The organism is Rhizobium sp. 01N48, assembly GCF_056399145.1.
Window position 1 is genome coordinate 282,830 of record NZ_JBFTQT010000002.1, and the last position, 20,810, is coordinate 303,639.

Sequence of the window (20,810 nt, forward strand, 5' to 3'; positions counted from 1 at the left end):
GACTACTCCACGCTTTTCACAGTTGAGGGATCGGAGTCTTCGCGCCACCGGATGAATTTGGCCGGCACGCCGGCGACGACCGAGAACGGTTCCACATCCGCCAAGACAACAGCGCCGGCACCAACAATCGCGCCCTTGCCGACGGTAACGCCGGGCAAGATGGTGGCATTGGTACCGATATCGGCCCAGGCGCCGATGCGTACCGGCTTGATTTCGAGATCGGTGCGGATGATTGGCACGTCAACCGGAAGGGCGGTATGGCTGGAGCCAAGAACCTTGGCGCCTGGCCCCCAGCCGACGCATTCCTCAAGAACGAGGTTGCGCGCGTCGAAATACGCCTGCGGGCCGATCCACGTATTGTCGCCGATCTTGCAGGTGCCGTCGAAACGTCCCTGGATGTAGGCCTGGGCGCCGATGAAAACGCCGTTTCCGATTTCGAAGGTTTCCGGATGCTTGAAACCGACGCCGCTACCGACCTGCAGGCCCGAGCCGCAGGAGCGCGTGAAGCTGTTCCAGATGACCTTGCGCATGAAGGCGTCGACGAAGCCATCGCCATTGGCGAAGCGCGCGTAGAGTTCCACCAGTCCCGCCAGCCCGTATGTCTGGCGCAGTTCCTTGGCGAGCTCGCTCTGATAGAGCGGATCGGACGCGTTTTCCTTCAGGCCGTGTACCGATTGGACAAGCCGGACGAGGGGGGCTGGGTCAGCTGACATAGGCGTCCTGCTCCACCGCGGCCACGACCTCTTCGACCTGGCGCATCGTCAGCTCCGGATAGATCGGTAGCGAAAGCACTTCGCGCGCCGCCGCTTCCGAAACCGGGAAGTCACCGACCTGGTAGCCGAGATCAGCATGCGCTTCCTGCAGGTGGACCGGCACGGGATAGTGCAAGCCAGTATGGATACCTTCGTCGCGCAACGCCTGTTGCAGATGATCGCGATCAGGGGTGCGCACCGCATAGACGTGGTAGACATGGCGGCGGTCGCTTGCGGCAACCGGCGCCTGAACGCTTCTCGATCCGGCAAGCAGCGCCGAATAGCGCGCGGCGCGCGTGCGGCGGGCTTCCGTCCAGTCTTCGAGATGTCGCAGCTTGATCCTGAGGATGGCGCCCTGGATTTCGTCCATCCGGTAGTTGTAGCCCTTCATCACGTGGTGATAGCGCTTCTCCTGGCCCCAATCGCGCAGCATGCGCATCGCCTTGGCCTGCTCGTCGTCATTGGTGACGATGATGCCGCCTTCGCCGCAGGCGCCGAGGTTCTTGCCCGGGTAGAAGCTGAAGCTGCCGGAGATCCCGATGCTGCCGGCGCGCTTGCCCTTATATTCGGCGCCATGTGCCTGGCAGGCGTCCTCGATAATGGGCAGGCCATATTTGTCGGCGATCGCCTGAATGGCATCCATATCGGCCATCTGGCCATAGAGATGAACCGGCACGATCGCCTTGGTCTTGCGGGTAATCGCAGCTTCCAGCTTCGCCGGGTCCATGGTGAGCGTCACCGGCTCCACATCGACGAAAACCGGCCGGGCGCCCGTGTAGCAGATGGCGGCGGTGGTCGCGACGAAGGTCAGCGATACCGTGACGACCTCATCATCAGGCCCGACGCCGGCTGCGAGCAGCGACAGGTGCAACGCGCTGGTGCCGGTGTTGACGGCAATGGCGTGTTTCGTGCCGCAATAGCGCGCGAATTCCTCTTCGAAGCGCGCGACTTCCTCGCCGAGCACATAGTGGCCGGAAGCAAGAACGCGGAGAACCGCGGCATCGACATCGTCCTTGATCGACGCGTATTGAGCCTTCAGGTCGAGCAGCGGGATCATGCTATCAGCCTTGCCTGTTCGAGTTCGATGACACGGCCGCGCTGAGCAAGCGATTGCGTCGCGGCTTCGAGAATGCGCACCACGCGCAGGCCGGCGTGGCCATCGGCGAGCGGTTGCGTCTTGTTGGTGACGCAATCGACGAACTGCTTAAGCTCGCGGCCGAGCGCTTCCGTCATGTCGAGCTGCGGCGCGTACATGTCGCCGGTGCGGTAACCGACGCGCATCTCGTAGACCTTGTCGCCGTTGTGTTCGGCATTGCCGTTCAGCGTGATGCCCTTGTCGTAGACTTTGATCTTTTCGCTAGGCTCGAGATCGTCGTAAACGATCATCTTGTTGCTGCCGCCGATCAGTGTGCGGCGAACCTTCACCGGCGCCAGCCAGTTCACGTGGATATGCGCGATCAGCTTGCTCTCGAAAAACAGAGTCAGATAGGCGATATTCTCTGGCTCGCCGGCCACATGCCCCATGCCGGTGGCCGAAACCGCGACCGGCTTCTCCGGCAGGACATAGTCCATGATCGAAAGGTCATGCACTGCCAGATCCCAAACGACGCTGACATCGTGCTGGAAGAGGCCCAGATTGACGCGCACTGAATCGTAATAATAGACGTCGCCGAGGCCCGTTTCGATGATTTCCCGCATTTTGCGGACGGCGCCGGTGTGGATGAAGGTGTGGTCTACTGCGAGGATCAGGCCTCGGCGGGTGGCTTCTTCCACCATGCGCCGCGCCTCTTCCGAGGTCGAGGCCATCGGCTTTTCGACGAACACGTGCTTGCCGGCCATCATTGCCTGCATGGCGAGCTTGTAATGGGCGAAAACAGGTGTGGCGATCGCAATCGCATCGACGCGGGGGTCGCGCAGGACCTCGTCGAAATCATCGGTGATCTGGACCGTCGGATAGCGCATCTGCACGGCGCCTAGCCGGTCCTTTTTCAAATCGCAGACCCACAGCAGCTGCGCGCCGGGTGTCTCCGCGAAATTTCGGACCAGATTGGGTCCCCAATAGCCATAACCGACGACGGCAATACCAATCATCGTGCCCTCCCAGATGACAGAATTTCGACTGGAGCGTCCTTGGCGCGGCCAATGATCCGCGCAGGCACGCCTGCTGCAATTGCGTAGTCAGGAACATCCTTTGTCACGACCGCGCCGGCGCCAATCTGCGCGCCCTCGCCGATTGTGATGCCTGCGACGATGGTCGCGTTGCTGCCGATCGAGGCATAGCGTTTCACAACCGTGGGGACGACAGCCCAGTCGGCGTCCGACTGAAGTGAGCCATCGAGATTGACGGCGCGAGGCTGAAGATCATTCGTGAACATCACGCCATGGCCGATAAACACCCCATCCTCGATCGTCACGCCCTCGCAAACGAAGGAGTGGCTGGAGATCTTGCAGTTTACACCGATGGCGGCGTTCTTCTGGATCTCGACGAAGGTTCCGACACGTGTGCCCGAGCCGATTGAGCAGCCATAGAGATTGACTAGGTCTGGGTGATGAATGACGACGTTGTCACCCAGCGTTACGCTCGAAGCAATCATGCCCTGATGTCCTCACTCTACTCTGAACTACGTCGGCTTAACGCACAAAAAAGAGCGCCGACGGACGACTTTCGCCACTCAAGAGAAAGCTTTTCGTCGGCAGAGTAAAGGAATCAAAATGCGGTATATGCCTAATCGAAAGGCGTATTTATTTTGAAATTATTGCTTCGTCATACTGAGTTGCGAAAGTAATTTCGGTGTTTATATTTGCGGCTAATAGGGTGCCTCGGTGGAAACGGTATGGTAGCCGTCTGCGTGACGCAACCAGGAGAGCGGCGACATGCTGTGCGTACGAACGAAAGGATCGGGCTTTTGCTGACGAAGGTTCCGGTTGCGGCAAACGGTAAGTCCAATAGCTTGCCTAGGCGGGCTGCAGCTACACTGAAGGGGATTGGTGCTCAATTCGATCGCCGAGGAAGGCAACTCAGCCACATCATGCTGCGTGAAGGTTGGGGTACCCTAGCTACGCGCGCTCGATCAAAGCTATCCGACTGGATAAAGCCAAAAGGTTTCATCTGGCATGTTTTTCCGCAAGACGTTTTGAATGCCGACTTCACGCGACCGGCGATCTTTGCTGTTCCGGCGGTTGAAGACGGTGCGCCGATCGCGATCAATTGGATCGTTGGCCCCGCTGGTCCTGGATCGGGAGGTCACACGACAATATTTCGCATGGTTAATTATCTGCAACGGATCGGCTACGACAATAGCGTCTATTTCTACGATCCATATGGCGGGGATCATAAGTATTACGAAAGTATTGCTCGTTCGAGCTATGGTGTTACTTGCAAGATTGGCAAGTTTGGCCCCGATATGAGGGATGCCCACGCGGTCGTGGCAACCCATTGGCCATCGGCTTATGCCATGTTCAACATTCGGACGGCTGGCAAACGCTTTTACTTCGTTCAGGATTATGAGCCGTCCTTTTACCCTATCGGCACTAACAGCGCATTGGCGGAAAGCACTTATAGAATGGGATTTCATGGCCTCACCGCGGGCCGATGGCTAACCGAGAAGTTGGCGGCGGAGTTCGGAATGGAATCAGACTGGTTTCCCTTCGGCTGTGACACAAGCCGCTATCGATTCAATCCGTCATCAAAGAGAAATGGTGTCGCGTTCTACGCGCGCGCCGGCACGCCGCGTCGCGCTGTCGAGCTTGGTCTCCTCGCGCTTGAAGTATTTGCCAAGCGTCACCCCGAGATCGAACTTCACCTTTTCGGTGAGGATCTCGGTATGCTTCCCTTCCGATACACCAACCATGGACTGGTGTCCCCCGACAAGCTGGGCGACATCTATAACCGGTGCTTCGCGGGTTTGACATTATCACTCACGAACGTATCGCTCGTTCCGCACGAGATGCTTGCATGCGGCTGCATTCCCGTAGTCAACGACGCCGATCACAATCGCATGGTGTTGGACAACGCGCATGTGCGCTACGCGTCGCTTTCCCCGCATTCTCTCTCAGAGGCGCTGGAAGCGATCGTGGCGATGCCGAATTTTCAATCGGAGGCCAAACGCGCGGCTGACAGTGTCAACTCGACATCCTGGGATCTGGCGGGAGCCGCGATTGATAAGGCCTTGCAGCGCGCGCTCAAGGGTAACGCGTAGCGTCTATTTTTCGGGGGGGAACCGTGACACTAACTGTTGACGTTGCAATTCCATGTTATCGATACGGACACTTCCTGCGGGAGTGTGTCCAAAGCGTACTCTCACAGGAAGGCATTCAGGCCCGCGTGCTTATTCTAGACGATTGCTCGCCTGATAATACCGCAGAGGTGGGACGACAACTGGCCGAGAGCGATCCACGGGTCGAGTACCGCTACCACACGGAAAATAAGGGACATATTGCAACGTATAACGAGGGCATTGATTGGGCCTCAGGTGATCTCTTTCTGCTGCTCTCGGCCGACGATTACCTCGCGCCGGGAGCTCTGTCTCGCGTCGCTCAGCTTTTTGAAGCAAACGAAGATATGAGTTTCGTGTTCGGCAATGCCAGTTTGGTTTTCGACAATGGGATGCAAGAACTAAGAGAGCCCTTCGCTGGGAAGCGTAAGAGGCAGAGCGAAATCTTTTCGTGCCTGGATTTCGTCAAAGCAATGAGCGGCCAGAACATCGTTCCGACCCCCACTGCGGTTGTCAGGACAAGTGCACAAAAGCACGTCGGCGGATATTGCCAGGCTCTGCCTCACGCTGGAGATATGGCGATGTGGCTGCGTTTAGCGGCTACCGGCCCAGTTGGTTTTATTAATGCTACGCAAGCAGTCTACCGAATGCATTCCAGCAACATGTCACGTTCGTACTCGGCTGCCAGACTGCCTGATGTTCAACAAAGACGCGCTGCGATCGATCACTTTCTGGAATACAGTGCTCCGGAGCTGAAAAATCCGCGTCTGTTCAAGACGCTTCTCTTTCAGGCCTTAGGCCGCAACTCGATTTATCAGGCGGGCGAGGCCTTCAATGAAGGTGATATCGCAACGGCAAACCGTTTATCGGATTTGGCAAAGGAACTTTATCCGGACGTTTGGCGCTCGCGCGCTTGGCTTCGCTACTTGGCAAACAGAGCGCTTGGTCCGCGTGTGTGGCAGGTTCTGCGCTCCATGCGAGGATGAAACCTAGCTCCCAGCCAAGGTGTGCCAGCTTTTCAGGTGCGGGCTCGACGGAAACTGCTTTTTTGCGCCCGCCCAACGTCGTTTTGTTCCTCGGTCCTGGCATCCAGCAACCAGACGCCTGCGCCGCTGAGAAAGAAAAGCCAGGCGTAGGTTGCACCCCAAAAATGCACAGTCGATCCCACGAAAACGAACGTCGCCATGCACATAAGGTAGGCGGTGCGGCATGAGCTGGCGCGCTGATCCAGTCCCTTTCTCAGCGCTATCGCAAACCAAAGCGATAACCATGACAAGCACATCAGTACGAAAGCCGGTAGGCCGTAACGCATTGCGGTTAGAAGCCAGAAATTGTCGACGCTATCGCTTGCCATCCAACTCGGTCGCTCCCAGTCACTAAGCCCGATTCCGAAAAGCTGATGATTTCCGACCGAGGCCGAACCATAATTCCATATCCAGATTCGATACCATCCCGTTTGCTGTTCGAAGGTGAAGTGCGAGATGTAGAACTGGATGGGCGTCTGATTGGAACCAAACTCAATCACCAGGTAGCCCATAAGGGCAAAACCCCACAGCAGTTTCCATCTCGCCTGAAAGCTGCCTAGCGTCTTGTCCCATGCCAAGAGTGCCAATTGAAAGAAGACGCCGGCGATCGGAGCTGAAGACATGGACATGATCGTTGTTCCAACGACGAGGCAGGCCAGAAGGCGACGAGTGGCTGCCTTGTCGCTGGAGGCAAGTGCGGTGAGTGCCAGCATGCTGCCGCAAAATACGCCAAACAAAATGGAATGGCTAAAGGGTCCCTGAACACGCCAAAGCCCCATGCGAGGCAACATTTTTGTCACGTCGACCGTGGGGAATATCGCTCCAAACGCAACCAAAAGCGGCTTCTGGCCGGTCAGCCATTCGTAAAGGGCGAAGGGAGCCAAGCATGCTAGCAGCTTGACAACGAAGACGATCATATTGCGGAAATCGTCGGGTGTACGAATGTGGCAGCGCGCCAGCAAATAGGCGCCCGCTCCGTCGATAAGCATCATTCCGCCGGACTGCGTAGCGACACCCACACCATGTGCGACGCCGAGGGCCACAGTTACCCAAACACAGTAGAGGAAGAGACCTATATCGGCGATCCTAACTGGCCCGGCTCGACCTTGCGCCAGCTTTACGACGTCAGGTAGCAGCGTGAAAATCAGGACGAGGCGATAGACGGAAACGTTAAGTGGTCCGAGCGGGATGATCCACGGGATCATAAGTCCGATTAGAAACAGCTTAACCCCAACCGCTAGATGGGTTGTCGACGAGGAGACGTCGGATCGTTGACGCGTTGCGGCGCGAGGCAGCTGCTGGCGTAGGTGGTTCTGGCCTGTGATTGCTGTTCTCCGGACCTCTGATGCTAAACGCGGCTGGATACTGGCAACTTTGTATTTAGACATCGCGATATCCGGAAAGACGCTAGGAGATTACCGTTTATCCGCTTGGCTGAAAGCCATGACGAATTGAGCCGCAACTGGCCCGTGACTCATAATAATCAAAGTCGGGTGAATGCGCGACTAATCCTTCCGGTATACTTTGGCATCGTCCGAATAGACGAGGAATGATGCGCTTACCTGCGTTATTTATATAAGATAATCTTTCTTTGATTATTTTGAGTTCGGTCGGACCACCAACGCCCGTGCAATCGCGGCAAAGGAACCTCAGATGCTGCCTGGACACGACAAGCTTGACGGACAGTTCTTTATTTCGGCAGGGCCAACTGCGTGCCCGCTGGGCTGGCGGCTCCACACGCTTGATGGTCTGTGCGTGGCTGTGGCACAGGAAATGCGAGTTCTCCCGGTCCTCGACGCAAACGGCGACCAAATCGGTTTCATGCTCGGGACGCCGATCGACCTCGATAAGGGTGTAATCGTTGACCGAGAATATCATTTGGACGGCGTACTCGGTGACGTGCAATCTCTTGACGCTCTTATCGAACGGAATGTCTATCGCCTGACCGGGAGTTTCCTGTTCATCATGAGCGTTGGCGGTATCAAACGTCTTTACCTTGATGCCAACGGCAGTCTTTCCGTCGTTTATGACAGTGAACGGAAGTTGGCGGGTGCGACCGCAGCTGTTCTCTTGGACCCCGCCGCATACGCAGCGCGCTTTCGCGCGAGGCTTTACAAGGCACTAGACGTCGAAAATGCCGGTTGGTTCACAGCTGGCATGACTGCGCACGAAGGAATTTCGCGTCTGCTGTGCAACCATTATCTTGATCTTTGCACGTGGACGACGAAGCGCCATTGGCCGTTTGCTGAAATTGAGACCGCCAAGGATCCGTTGGCGGCTTGCCTTCGGATGTGTGATCGTATCAGCAGGACGACGGCGGTTCTTGCCAAGGCGGGAAAGACAACCATTGCGCTGACGGCAGGCAATGATTCACGTCTTCTTCTGGCATGCGCACGATCCATGATCGCAGATGTCTCTTTTGCGACGGTTGCCGCACCGACCGCAGACATCGATGTCGCGTGTGCCACGCGCTTGGCGCGCGAGTTTGGTCTAGAGCACGACGTTCTTCCCTACCGGGAGGCAACGCGGGCTGAGGCAGATCTGTGGCTCCTTCGAGCTGGACATTGTGTTGGTGGCAACAACGTCAAGATGCATCCGAGCGTCAAGCCTCTGGAAGGGCAATACTTCATTGGCGGCCTAGGTGGAGAAGTTGGCCGCGGTTTCCTTTGGCTGAACGCCGAAAAGGACACCGTGATTGACGCAAGAGGCCTTATAAGCAGATTGAAGCTGTCACCCACTGTCGAAGTCTTGCGAGCTGTAGAAGAGTGGCTCGCACCTGTTTCCCATCTCGACGCCTTCCTCATCCTGGATCTCGCCTATATCGAGCTGCGAATGAGCGCATGGGGTTTCTGCGATTCATACGTCAAACCGAGGCACTGTGAGATAAATCCTATGATCTCCAGGGAAAATTATACGGAGATGTTGTCTCTGCCTCCGGCGATGCGTCGCAAAGGCGACATATATTCGAAGGTAATCGCGCTTCTTTGGCGTGAGATATCCGAAATTCCGGTCAACAGATATGGAAACTACCGCGATATATTGCGGCCCGCAACGGAGGCAATAAGGAATCCAAAGCGCGCATCCAGAAAGATCAGACAGATTGTTGGCTCATGGCGGTCAAGGGTTGTCGCTACCTGATTCCAAGCTCTGCCGTCCTCTGACGTTAGTTTTTCCCTTATATCGCAACTGCCGATCTCGTCGGTGATGGAGAACTTAGTATGGCTACGATATCGACCAGCCGCTCAAATCGGACGGTAGGCCGGCGGCCGGCGGCCGTGTGGATCGTTACTGCCTCCATTGCGGCGAGCCTCTCCGTTGATGTTGCAGTCGCGCATGCGGCCGAACCGCGACCTGTCGATGTCAAGACGTTCCCTGGGCCTCATAATACGGGTGTGCCGAAGGGTACCGAGCTTACACCCTACGATGGGCCGTGTGACATTACCCAGCCCAACACTGTTATTGATGCACGGATTGTCGGCTGCCCATTGGTCGTGAAAGCTCCGGGTGTCGTTATCACCAGAAGCAAGACGGGGCGCATTGACGTCGACACGCCGGGTGCATCGTTGACGATCGAGGATAGCCTTGTAGACGGTGGTAAATGGCAGGGACCGGCGATCGGCTTTTCAAACGTTACTGTGCGCCGGTCCGACGTTAGGGGCGGGCAGACAAGTGTCCAGTGCACGCCCAATTGTCTCGTCGAAGATTCATGGTTGCATGGGCAATATCTTCAGCCCGGTCAGCCGCAGCATTTGGGTGGCTTTCTTTCAAACGGCTGGGGAGACGTAACACTTCGGCACAACACAATTACCTGCGATGTCGAGGACATTGGCGACGGCGGTTGTTCGGGATCCGCCCAGATCTACGGGGATTTTTCCGAGCTCACCCGATTCACATTCGAACGAAATCTCTTCCAAGAAACCCCTGGAGGCTTTTGCACATCATTCGGATACAATCCGACAAAGCCGTTTGGTTCCAATCCGACGTTTATCGTCGTGAAGGACAACGTCTGGCAGCGCGGAAAAAACGGGAAGTGCGCAGCCTTCGGCCCGACGACTTCATTCGCCGCCGGTGGAGAGGGCAATGTGTGGACCGGTAATACTTGGGATGACGGCACAGCGTTGGAAGCGCGCTAAAACAGCGCTGATTTTCGTGCATCACACTTCCGCTCGATGAGCCAACACTATCCGGCTTGCCCTATGCCGGATAGTGTCGCCTTGTCATGCTCGTACGATCTGCAACAGTCGACGTGCAGGTAAGCCAAACGCTGGGAGAAAGGGCGCCTTAATCAAGGCTCCCGAATCGCCGTGTCCAGTCCTTTCAGCAGCGGATACAAGAAATACGAAATCACGGTCCGCTGTCCGACCATGATCTCGGCCGAGACCGCCATACCAGGAAGTAGCCGGACTGGGTCCTTGTCCGTGCCGAGGCTCTTGTCAGCTAGGAGAACACGGGCCTTGAAGAAAGGCTGGTTCGACTGCGTGGCGACGGCGTCCTGCTGGGTCGGAGTGAAGGTGTCGCGACTGATCGTTCGCACCGTTCCCGACGCCGTACCGTACTTCTGGAAGGGATAGGCGTCGAATTTGATGCGCGCTTGCGTATCGGTCTCAATACGGCCGATGTCGCGTGAATTGACGGATACTTCGGCCTCAAGCGGCACGTTCAGGGGAACGAGGGTGACGATAGGTTCGGCCTCCTTGACGACCGAGCCGACTGAGCGCTGCGCCAGATCGAGCACTACCGCATCCGCTGGCGCGGTCAAGATCACCATGTTTCGCCGCAGTTCCATCTTCTTCAGCTCTTCGCCGGCCGTGTCGCGCTGGCTTCTGAGATCGACGAGCTGCTCCATCGATGCGCGGCGGAAGTCCTCGATAAAGGCCTGGCGATCGGCCTCCAGCTTCGCGTAGGCATGCTCCGCTTCATCGGCGCGACCCTTTACGGTCGACAAACTTGCCTCGACGTCAAGCCGGGCGTCGCGAGACGCAAGCAGCGTGATGAGCGACCCGCTCTCGCGGTCATAGAGGCGTTCGCGAGTGGCTTCGATCCGAGCTAGGTTCTCGCGACGATCGATAAGCACTGCTTGTTGTGCCTTGCTGGCGGCGATCGTCGCGGCCTGACCGGCGAGTTGCTGCTGGAAGTTCTGCAGTTGCGCTGTGTAGAACGCACGGCGTTGTCCGAACAGCTGTGCCTGCAAGATCTCGTTCTGCGTCGCCCCGGCGATGGACGAGTAATCGACACCGGACAGCTCCGCTTCGATACGCTTTACCTGCGCGTCGAGTGCGGCGAACTTCGCAGTCAATTGATCCACGTCCGCCTGGCTGAAGGTCGCGTCGAGCGTTGCCAGCGTCTGGCCGCTATGTACGAGATCGCCGGCCTTCACGTCGATCGTTCGTACGATCGAGGTTTCGAGCGGCTGAACCACGATCGTTGGCTGCGTCGTCACGAGCTTTCCTGGCGCGATCACCACTTCGTCGATCGATGACACCGAAGCCCATATGATCGCCGAGACGATTAACGCGGTGATGCAGTAGAGCGTCATGCGCGCGACGCGCGGTGGAGCACGCTCCTCGAGTTCCACGGCATCGGATTGGAACTCAGCGATGACAGGAGAAAATCCCCCGCGCGAGGCTAGCTGATTGTCGTCCGGTTTGACCGGAACGGGAAGGTTTGGCTTTCCAGCGTGGGCGTTCATGCTACCTGCCTCATCTGCTGCGACCAAAGATGACGATAGGTCATGCAGCGCGTTACGAGCTGATCGTGGCGGCCGATGTCGGCGATCTTGCCGCGTTCCACCACGAGAATGGCATCGGCGTCGACAAGCGTGGAGAGCCGATGCGAGACGATGATCACTGTCCGACCGGCCGCGATCTGGCTAAGATTCTGCCGGATGATAGCTTCGCTGTCGGGGTCGAGCGCACTCGTTGCCTCATCGAAGATCAGCAGTTTGGGATCCGTGATCAGAGCGCGCGCGATCGCTAGTCGCTGCTTCTGCCCGCCGGAAAGGTTCGCGGCGTTCTCCTCAAGCATGGTCTCGAAGCCACGCGGCAGGCGCTCAATGAACTCCTCTGCGCCGGCGATGCGCGCGACCTCGATAATCTCCTCGATGCTGGCATCCGGCTTTGCGGCCGCGATGTTTTCGCGAACGGTGCCCTTGAACAGGAAGTTGTCCTGCAGCACTACGCCGATGCTGGTTCTCAGGTGCACGAGGTCGATCTCGCGGCTGTCGTAGCCATCGACGCGAACGAGGCCCTGCTGGCTTTGATACAATCCCTGGATCAGGCGCGTGATCGTCGTCTTGCCAGAGCCGCTCTTGCCGACGACACCGAAAACGGACCCCTCAGGAATGCTGAACGTGACATCGTCGAGCGCCGGCGCGCCATCGGGCGCGTAGCGGAAGGTGACCTTGTCGAAATCGATGCGTCCGCGAAGCTGCGGGCGGATGCCGCGACCGCGGCCGAATTGTTCCGGACGCTGATTCATAATCTCGCCGAGCATTCGAACAGAGAGCGCGACTTCCTGGTATTCGTGCACCATTGTCACGATTTGCACCAGCGGCCCGGAGACGCGGCCAGCCAGCATGTTGAACGCAACGAGTGCGCCGACCGTCATTGAGCCATTGAAGACGTCGAGGGCGCCAAGACCTATGATCGCCACGCCCATCAGCTTTTCCAGAAGACCGGTGAGCGACTGAGCGACCGTGGAGATCTTGTCGACGCGGAACCGCACGGAGATCGCCTGCGCTGAGTGGTCGTCCCACACCTTGCGCTGGCGGGGCTCCAGGGCAAGCGACTTAACGGTGCGCATGCCGTGCACGGTTTCGACCAAGAGCGCTTGTCGATCGCCTTCGGCCTTGTAGAGCGCCTGCAGACGTCGCTGGAACGGGCCGACTAGCAGCATCACCACGAGCCCGACGAGAGCGGCAAAGCCGAGCACCACAAAGGTCAGCTTCACGCTGTAAAGGAGCAGGATCGGGATGAAGACAAGCAGCGAAATTCCATCGAGAAGCGTGAGGAAAAGACGCCCGGTAAGAAATTCACGAATGCGCCCAGTCTGCTGCATATGCTTGACGATAACGCCGGCGGATGCCTGTTCGAATAGCGCGATGGGAAGATTGAGCAGGTGTCCAAATGTGCGGGTGGCAATGCGGATGTCGATCCGGTTCGTCGCGTAAAGCAGAAGATAGCGTCTGAGGAAGCTGAAAGTTGCGTCGAAGATCAGGGCGACGGCGATGCCGATCGTCAGCACCGTCAGCGTGGCGTAGCTTTGGTGCACCAGCACCTTGTCGATGACCAGCTGAAAGAACATCGGGGTGGTCAATCCGAGGCCATAAAGAACAAAGGCGGCAAGCGCGACATCACGGAAGAAGCTGCGCTGCTTGATGACTTCAGGAATGAACCAGCGGAAGCCGAACGGTTGGTCGTCGTCGCCCATGCGATGGTTGCGCTTCATCAGGACGACGGAACCGCGCCACGATTTGGTGAACTGCTCTTCGCTCAGCAAAATGAATTCAGGCCGGGCCGCTAGTGGGTCGAGGACGCGCACTTGCTTTTCATCGCTATCGATTGCGCCGGCCACTACAACCCAGTTGCCGTTCTCAAGTTCGGCAAGAATGGGATAGGCATTGCCCAGCTGGAAGAGCGATGGCCAGGTGAGCGTAAGGTTCTTGGCCTTCAGCCCGGCGTCTTTCGCCATGCGCAGAAGCTGGCGCATGGCGACAGGTTCCTCCCCTACAGCATAGTCATGCTGTAGGCGCTCAGGTGAGAGGTCGACGCCGTGGTGACGCGCGACGAGAGCAAGACAGTGGAGATTGGTGTGCAAAAACATACGCGTGGCCCACCCGGAATAGCGATAGCGTTCAGTTGAAATTCGGCGAAGCGTTCTGCGACTGAGCCGCATCCGCCGCTGGAGTCTGAATGTCGCTGATGCGGCGGACGGCGCCTGCCTCGACGAGACCGCCGAGCGCTTTCTGCATCAGATCCACCGCGTTCGCGAATGCCTCGACAGGCATAATGATGCGCTGGCGGAATTCAGGCTTCGGATTGTTGCTTGCATCACGTTCCGTTGCCGAAAGCGACATCAGGTCGATCCTGACAATCGTTCCAGTTACCGTGATTTCGCCGATGCCATCAGAATAAAGTTCGCTGCTCATTGTATGCCCTCTGGTTTGGTTGTTTCAGAATGTGTCAAGCATGGCCGTGTTGCCACGCTGGAAAGGGATCGTGCATGCCCTGTGCCAAATGCTGATCGAAGCCGGTATCGTTGCCAACGAGGCAGTCGTCGAGCGCTGCGCAGACTACCTCCTGATCAAGACCTGCGCCGATGAAGACGAGTTCCTGGCGGCGGTCACCCCATATCTCGTTCCAGTGCTTGTCCAGTAGCTGCCGGAATTGCGGATAGCGTGGCCATTGCGCCTTTGGCACCGTCGCCCACCAATAGCCCTTAGCGGTAATCTGGCGCTGAACGCCGGCAATCGAAAGCTGGCCTATTTCCGAGGGCCGGGTCGCGAGCCAGAAATGGCCCTTTGCGCGGATCAGCCCCGGCCATTCTATCGCCAGAAAACGCTCCAGCTTCACCGGATCGAATGGCCGGCGTGCGCGGTAGACGAAACTTGAAATGCCATATTCTTCCGTCTCCGGTACATGGTCGCCCCATCCATAGAGCTCCTTGTGCCACAGCGGATGGCGCGCAGATTTCGCTTCGCTAAAGAGGCGGGTGTCGAGGATCGAGCCCAGCGGCAGGTCACCGAAATCCGTCTCGACCACGCGCGCGTCCGGGTTCAGCGACGCCACGATCTGCCGTATCATGATGCGCATTGCCGCATCGACCTCCGAGATTTTGTTGATCACGATGACGTCGGCGAATTCGATCTGGTCGACGAGAAGGTCGATCAGTGAGCGGTTGTCCTCTGAATCGCGGACCTCGCCACGATCGCTAAGGAAATCCGTGCTGGAAAAGTCAGCCAAGAGATTGGCCGCATCGACGACTGACACCATCGTGTCCAGTCGGGCGGTATCGCAGAGCGCTGCGCCGTTTTCGTCGCGAAACGAGAAGGTGGCGGCGATCGGCAGCGGCTCGGCAATACCGGTGCCTTCGATCAGCAGGTAGTCGAAGCGACCCTCGGCGGCGAGCCGGCGGACCTCCGTCAACAGGTCGTCGCGCAGCGTGCAACAGATGCAGCCGTTGCTGAGCTCCACCAGCGTTTCGTTCGTGCGCGACAGGTTGGCGTTGCCCCGAACAAGGTCGGCGTCGATGTTGACCTCGCTCATGTCGTTGACGATGACCGCCACGCGGCGTCCCTCGCGATTGCGCAGGACATGATTGAGCAGGGTGGTTTTGCCGGCGCCGAGGAAGCCCGCCAAAACCGTTACCGGAAGCCTGTTGTCGCTTGCGCCCCGTTCCATGCTCGTTCCTAAGCCGCCAGCTGCGGCCGAAAGGCCACGTCGACGTAGTAGTTGGTGCTGTTATAGGTGCTGGTCGGGAACAGCCCGGCCGTACCATAGGCATAGACGCCATTGCCGCCGCTGAGAGCGGATGACATCGCCTCGAGATTGCCGTTGGAAACGCTGTTGTCGAAGTATCCGCTGGTTGCCGAGTAGTTACCATTGGCACTGTAGGATACGACGTAAGTCGTGTTCGCGGAGACCGCCACTTGGTTCGAAAGCGTGACGGACTGCCAACCGCTGGCGCTTTCGTTTGTGAAGGTTGCGCTTGCAAGCAGATCGCCGGTCGCTGTCCAGAGATAGCCGGTATGGGTGCCGGTGTTCGTCGCGCCCTTGTAGAAGCTGATGCCAGTGATCCAACCTGCGGTGTCGGCCTGGAATTTCATTCCGAGATTAACAGGCGAATTATCGTTGACCGAAACAACCGTCGGAGTTGCGTTTGCGGCAAAGACGCTTTGCGTGGGTGCCGTCGATTGCGGATTGACGGTCACCGACACCTGCGCCGACGCCGTTCCGCCTGCTCCGTCAGAAATTGCGTAAGAGAAGCTCGCCGAACCTGAGTAGCCTGCCGTCGGCGTGAACGTGATGGCGTTCGTCTGGCTGTCGAAGGTCACGGTGCCGTTCACGGCGTTTCTGACGCTGGTGACAGACAGCGTGTTGCCATCAGCATCCGTGTCGTTGGCAAGCAGGGCCGCTGCCTGGATCGTAAGCGTGGCGCCCGGTGTCGTCGAAAAGCCTGTGTCGTCCACCGCGACCGGCGCGGTGTTGGCCACCGTTGGTGTGCTGCTCTGATAGACGACGTCAACCCAGTAGTTTGTCGCATTGTAGCTTGCCGTTGGGAACAGGCTTGTCGAGCCATAGGAATAGACGCCGTTACTGCCGTTTGRCACCGTCAGCCCGCCATTCGAATAGTCGGCCGTGAAATAGTTCGGCGTGGCTGCATAATATCCGTTGGAGTGGTAGCTAGCGACGTAGGTCGTGCCTGCGGTGATGGTGATCGGTGCACTGAGCGTGACCGTTTGCCACCCGCTCGTCGTCTCGTTGGTAAAGACCGCGGAGGCGAGCAAGGTGCCCGTGCTGCTCCAGAGCGAACCGACATGGGTTCCGGTATCCTGAGCGCTCTTGTAATAGCGCAGAGCGGTGATCTGCCCGCCGGCGGACGCCACGAACCTGACGCCGAGTTCGACGGAGCTCGAATCGCTGTCGGCGGCGATCGTGGGCGTCTGCGAAGATGAGAACAAGCTTGATGTCGTCGGTGGGGTGTTTGGCTGGCTGGCCGTCAGGTTTACTTGCGCCGATGCCGTGCCGCCGCGCCCGTCCGAGATCGTGTAGGTGAAGCTTGCGGCGCCTACATAGCCGCTCGCTGCCGTAAAGATCACGGAATTCGTCTGGCTGTTGAAAGTAACGATGCCGTTCGCCGCCGCGCTCACGCCCGTTATCGAAAGCAAATCTCCGTCCGCGTCGGTGTCGTTTGCAAGAAGCGTGGCAGCGGCGATCGATAGGGCGGTGTTTGAATAGGCCTGGAGCCCGTTGTCGTTTGCGGCGACCGGTGCCGTATTGCTGACCGTCGACTGGTTGAAGACGACATCCACCCAGTAGTTCGATGCCTGATAGCTGGAGGTCGGGAAAAGCGAACTCGCACCGTAGCTGTAAAGGCCATTGCCACCGCTTGCGGCACTTGAAAGCCCGGTTAGAACGCCGTTGGTGTGATCGGTCGAGAAGTAATTCGTGGTCGCGACGTAGGAGCCGGTCGTATGATACGACGCAATGTAGGTGACGCCGGCGGCAATCTGGATCGCGCTGCTGAACGTCGCGGTTTGCCAGCCGCTCAGCGATTCATTGGCGAAGTTTACAGTCCCGACGAGCTGCCCGTCTGCGGTCCAGATTGATCCGGTATGAGCGCCGGTATCGCCGGCGGCCTTATAGAAGCTGATGCCGGTGATCGTGCCACTCTCGGATGAGACAAACTTCATTCCGAGTTCCACCGGCGTCGTATCGTGAATTGCCGAGCCGGTCGGTCCTTCGGCGGCGGTAAACAGCCCGACGCCTGCGGGCCCCTCTTGCACCGTCAGGCTGACATTGCCCTGGCTGGTACCATTGCGTCCGTCCGACAAAGTGTAGGTAAACGTCGCAGGGCCGGTGTAGCCAGCGGTCGGCGTGAACACCACTGTTCCGGTCTGGGTGTTCAAAGATACCGTCCCGTTCACGGCATTGCCGACTGCGGTTATCGTCAGAGCGTCGCCATTCGCATCGGTGTCGTTTGCGGTCAGAGCCGCGATCGACAGCGTCAGGGAACCGTTGCGCCCGATCGTGAAGCCGCCGTCGTCGTTGGCGACAGGGGCGGTGTTGGCGCCAGCGTCGAACACGACGTCGACCCAGTAGTTCGAGCCGCTTGGATTGAGGGTCGGGAAAACGGAGGTGGGGCTGTAAGAATAAACACCGCCTCCATCGACGGTCTTCAAAAGGCCGTTGCTATATGTCGATCCGAAGTAATTCTCTGTGACTGAGAAATAGCCGTTGCTGTGGTACGAGGCGGTATACGTCGTTCCCGCGGTGATCTGCACGGGGCTCGAGAACATCACGGTTTGCCAGCCCGACAGAGACTCGTTCGTGGAAATACCGGTTGCGAGGAGCGTACCATCGGCGTTCCAGAGGCTGACGACGTGTTCGCCGATGTTATAGAAGCCCTTGTAGAAGCGGATGCCCTGCACGAAACCGCCTGTGGTCGATTGGAAGCGGACACCAAGCTCGACCGGATCACGGTCGATAGCCGTTTCGGTCGTAGGCTTCGATGCAAGCGTCCAGAGACCTTGCGTCTGGGGCAACGAAACGGTCACCTGGGTGCCGGCTGATGGAGCCTCCAGATTGACACTGTCATCCACCGCCCGTGACATGATCGTGTAAGTGCCGCTTGCCTGGACGACCCAATTGTAGCTCCAGTTTTCCCGACCAGTGGCCTTGAACCAGTGCTGCCCGCCATCGGTCGAGACTTCGACACCGGCGATGATGCCGCCGCCGAAATCCATTGCGGTTCCGGTCACAGTGACGTGCTGGCCTTCGAGGAAACTGCCGCCGAGTGTCGGTGAAGTGATGGTCGAGGTCGGCTTGAGAGTATCTGTCGATTGTGTGGCGAGAACCAAGCTGGCGTCGAGCGTCGTCGGCTGGATGCCCATGTCGGCGAACATATTGACCATGGCCTGCTGGACATTCGGATCGGTCGGCGTGGCGGGACCCTCGTGATCGGCGTTCAAACCCCATGACCAGAATACAGTTCCAGCCCCGAAGACCAGCGCGCCGCTTTCGGCGCGATACATGGTCAGACTGTGCGTCGCGATCGCGCTACCAACGGTCGTTCCGTAGTCTCGCAGGTAGGTGTCTACGGATACGCTGGAGAGCGACAGATTGATCAGGCCCGCCGGCCGGAAGCCGTTCTCTACGTCGGAATCCCACTCGTAGCCGAGAAGGTTCTGCACCAAGCTGTAGGTTTCACCCGGCTGCAGGTTGGCAACGTCGGTGTTGCGCCAGAAGCGCAGTTGCGAATAGTCGTAAGGGATGGTGATCGTATCCTGCCGGTAGCTGTCTACGGTGAACATCGTGCCCGTCAGCGAATTCTCCGGCTCCTGGCCCGGATCGGCATAGCGTGGATCACGCCAAGTGCCGGTGCCGATACTGCTCGGGTCGCTGCTGGTTCCCCATGTCTCCTTGTAGCAGACCATCGTGCGATAAGGCGTGCCGTTGCCGTCAATGCTGGTTTCCCAGCGGATCTTCCAATAGACCTCGTTTCCGCTCCAGAAGGCAAGGTTGACGCCGCTGTCGCGCGCCGCTTCCACGTTGGCGCGCTGCTCGGCCGACCAGTATTCGTCGTGGCCGACGGACAGGAATGCGTCGTGGTTCAGGAGTAGGCTGCCGCTTCGGGCTGAATCGACGCCAGAGATGTAGGAAACGTCGTAGCCGTTTTGCTCTAGCCAAGAGATTGCGGAGGCTTCGACACCGAAGATGTAATCGTGAGTGCCGCCGACCGGGCTGGTGTTGGTGATGATCGGTCGGTTGTAGCTGACCGCCGAAGCGCGGCCGATCGCTGTCAGGCCACAGCTGCAATTCGGAGGCAGATAGCCAATCATGTCGGCAGGATCGACGGGCACTTCGCCGTAGTAGAGGCTAGCGCCGCCCCAGGCGTTGTAAGCCTGCCATGTCGTGTCCGACGTCTGGAAGACGATATCGCTCGCTGAGGCGTCATCGCGCACGATAAACGGGATAATGCCGGCGTCCTCGACACCATCTTCGCGAACGAGCTTGGCGAAGTAGACGCCAGATACAGCGTCTGCTGGAATCTCCCAGCTGGCCGACACCGACCAGTTACCGCAGTCGATCAGGCCAAGCGACATGTCAACGATCGGGTGTGGTTGGATCTGAGCGGTCGTTAGAGATTTGTCGATGGACGCGACCTTGCGGGCTCCATCACCGCCGTAATAGCCCATGCGATAGATATCGATGCGGTAGTGCGTCGAATCCGTCGCGATCTTGAAATCGACGGTCTGCCCGATGTTGGAGCTGATCTCGGTAGCGAAGCCCTGAATGGTGCCATTGCCGTCTCCTTCGAGCGCCCATTCGCTACGCGCCGTGCCTTGCTTCATGTTCTCAAGAGCGATCTTGTTCGGCGTGGCCGCAACGGCCGCCGGTGCCATCAGCGCGGTTGTCGTCGCGGTCGGCTCGCTTGTGCTTTCTGCCGATGCCACAGCCGTTGATGCCGCCGTCGCAGAGGCCGTACGCAAGACCGCTAAAGCGGTGGGAGCGACAGCCTCAACTGACGAGGTGGAGGCATCGACCGATGACGAAGGAGCGCTGCTGTTTGGAAGAACTATGCTCGCGCTTGCTGTCGCGAGGCGGGCGGGCATAGGAGCCGCATCCGCCGGCAAAACCGTCCGTGGCTCGTTGGTCGACATTGTCGCCGTGGACGTGTCGATGAGCGCTGAGGTCGCCGAGTTTGTGGTCGAAGCGGCATCACTAGCGGAACTGAATGTAGCTGCGGTGGTTGTCGCAGCACCATTCGCGGATACCTGGAACGCCGTGGCCGTTGTGTTCGGTTGAGCACTTGTCGCATCTGAAGCGGTGGGCGCAGCGCCAGTACTCCAGGTTTGGGCCGCGGCATAGACTGTCGTGGCCCCGCCGAACGCACTGAGATAACTATTATTACGACCGCGTACTTTAATCATCTGCCACACATCCCCTGACGAGTGGCCATGGTGCCATCTTTCGTTCTGCAGGAAACGACGGCAATCAGTGGTACGCAGAAAAGCGGTTTGTACTTCGTTTTGATTACTTAGCGCGAGCGTTTTGTTCGGATTCTGCTCGAATATCTGCGTCGATACGTCTTTGTTGCTT

The 20,810-nt window shown here is 58.4% G+C and carries 15 protein-coding genes; 5 read left to right on the top strand and 10 right to left on the bottom strand.

All coding sequences use genetic code 11. The features are described 5' to 3' along the window. Nucleotides 1–2: 2 nt before the first annotated feature. Genes AC1DOG_RS05005 through AC1DOG_RS05020 form a run of 4 tightly spaced genes read right to left on the bottom strand, consistent with a single transcriptional unit; the run spans nt 3 to nt 3,346 of the window. Nucleotides 3–713 carry a DapH/DapD/GlmU-related protein gene (locus AC1DOG_RS05005; RefSeq protein WP_112943392.1) on the bottom strand — a complete coding sequence of 237 codons (711 nt, stop codon included), beginning with the start codon at nt 711–713 and terminating at the stop codon, nt 3–5. Next, a complete protein-coding gene (locus AC1DOG_RS05010) occupies nt 703–1,809 on the bottom strand; it encodes a DegT/DnrJ/EryC1/StrS aminotransferase family protein (RefSeq protein WP_112943391.1) in 1,107 nt (368 codons plus the stop codon). The genes AC1DOG_RS05005 and AC1DOG_RS05010 overlap by 11 nt, the downstream gene beginning before the upstream one ends. Then, the gene (locus AC1DOG_RS05015) at nt 1,806–2,843 is read right to left on the bottom strand and encodes a Gfo/Idh/MocA family protein (protein WP_112943390.1); all 1,038 of its coding nucleotides are present in this window, start codon (nt 2,841–2,843) and stop codon (nt 1,806–1,808) included. The genes AC1DOG_RS05010 and AC1DOG_RS05015 overlap by 4 nt, the downstream gene beginning before the upstream one ends. Further along, nucleotides 2,840–3,346, bottom strand: a complete 507-nt coding sequence (locus AC1DOG_RS05020; RefSeq protein WP_112943389.1) for an acyltransferase — start codon at nt 3,344–3,346, stop codon at nt 2,840–2,842. The genes AC1DOG_RS05015 and AC1DOG_RS05020 overlap by 4 nt, the downstream gene beginning before the upstream one ends. 312 nt (nt 3,347–3,658) lie before the next feature. Between AC1DOG_RS05020 and AC1DOG_RS05025 the strand changes: the two genes are divergently transcribed. Together AC1DOG_RS05025 and AC1DOG_RS05030 are read left to right on the top strand one after the other, a co-directional pair. Next, a complete protein-coding gene (locus AC1DOG_RS05025; RefSeq protein WP_477926996.1) occupies nt 3,659–4,951 on the top strand; it encodes a rhamnosyltransferase WsaF family glycosyltransferase in 1,293 nt (430 codons plus the stop codon). A 23-nt stretch (nt 4,952–4,974) separates the two neighbouring features. Beyond that, nucleotides 4,975–5,952 carry a glycosyltransferase family 2 protein gene (locus AC1DOG_RS05030; protein WP_112943388.1) on the top strand — a complete coding sequence of 326 codons (978 nt, stop codon included), beginning with the start codon at nt 4,975–4,977 and terminating at the stop codon, nt 5,950–5,952. A gap of 32 nt (nt 5,953–5,984) precedes the next feature. On the opposite strand, the gene AC1DOG_RS05035 is transcribed toward AC1DOG_RS05030, so the two are convergent. After that, entirely contained in the window at nt 5,985–7,379 is a 1,395-nt protein-coding gene (locus AC1DOG_RS05035; RefSeq protein WP_477926997.1) for an O-antigen ligase family protein, read from the bottom strand. Between the two features lie 265 nt (nt 7,380–7,644). On the opposite strand from AC1DOG_RS05035, the gene AC1DOG_RS05040 reads away from it, so the two are divergent. After that, nucleotides 7,645–9,129 (top strand): hypothetical protein, encoded by a 1,485-nt coding sequence (locus AC1DOG_RS05040; protein WP_296433300.1) that lies wholly within the window; start codon nt 7,645–7,647, stop codon nt 9,127–9,129. A gap of 80 nt (nt 9,130–9,209) precedes the next feature. Continuing rightward, nucleotides 9,210–10,124, top strand: a complete 915-nt coding sequence (locus AC1DOG_RS05045; RefSeq protein WP_296433301.1) for a hypothetical protein — start codon at nt 9,210–9,212, stop codon at nt 10,122–10,124. Between the two features lie 152 nt (nt 10,125–10,276). Here the strand turns inward: AC1DOG_RS05045 and AC1DOG_RS05050 are convergent, their stop codons facing one another. From AC1DOG_RS05050 to AC1DOG_RS05070, 5 genes are read right to left on the bottom strand one after another with little or no spacing between them, the layout of a single operon-like run. Next, on the bottom strand, nt 10,277–11,680 hold the full coding sequence (locus tag AC1DOG_RS05050) for an HlyD family type I secretion periplasmic adaptor subunit (RefSeq protein WP_477926998.1): 1,404 nt from the start codon (nt 11,678–11,680) through the stop codon (nt 10,277–10,279). Further along, entirely contained in the window at nt 11,677–13,812 is a 2,136-nt protein-coding gene (locus AC1DOG_RS05055) for a peptidase domain-containing ABC transporter (RefSeq protein WP_112943386.1), read from the bottom strand. The genes AC1DOG_RS05050 and AC1DOG_RS05055 overlap by 4 nt, the downstream gene beginning before the upstream one ends. 31 nt (nt 13,813–13,843) lie before the next feature. Beyond that, entirely contained in the window at nt 13,844–14,137 is a 294-nt protein-coding gene (locus tag AC1DOG_RS05060; RefSeq protein WP_112943385.1) for a hypothetical protein, read from the bottom strand. Nucleotides 14,138–14,171: 34 nt separating this feature from the next. Continuing rightward, a complete protein-coding gene (locus tag AC1DOG_RS05065; RefSeq protein WP_477926999.1) occupies nt 14,172–15,389 on the bottom strand; it encodes a GTP-binding protein in 1,218 nt (405 codons plus the stop codon). An 8-nt stretch (nt 15,390–15,397) separates the two neighbouring features. After that, nucleotides 15,398–20,113, bottom strand: a complete 4,716-nt coding sequence (locus AC1DOG_RS05070) for a DUF4082 domain-containing protein (protein WP_477927000.1) — start codon at nt 20,111–20,113, stop codon at nt 15,398–15,400. Here AC1DOG_RS05070 and AC1DOG_RS05075 point away from each other — a divergent pair. Continuing rightward, complete coding sequence (locus AC1DOG_RS05075; protein ID WP_477927001.1) at nt 20,079–20,516, top strand: hypothetical protein; 438 nt, start codon at nt 20,079–20,081, stop codon at nt 20,514–20,516. The two genes, AC1DOG_RS05070 and AC1DOG_RS05075, sit on opposite strands and share 35 nt — an antisense overlap. Nucleotides 20,517–20,810: the final 294 nt, after the last annotated feature.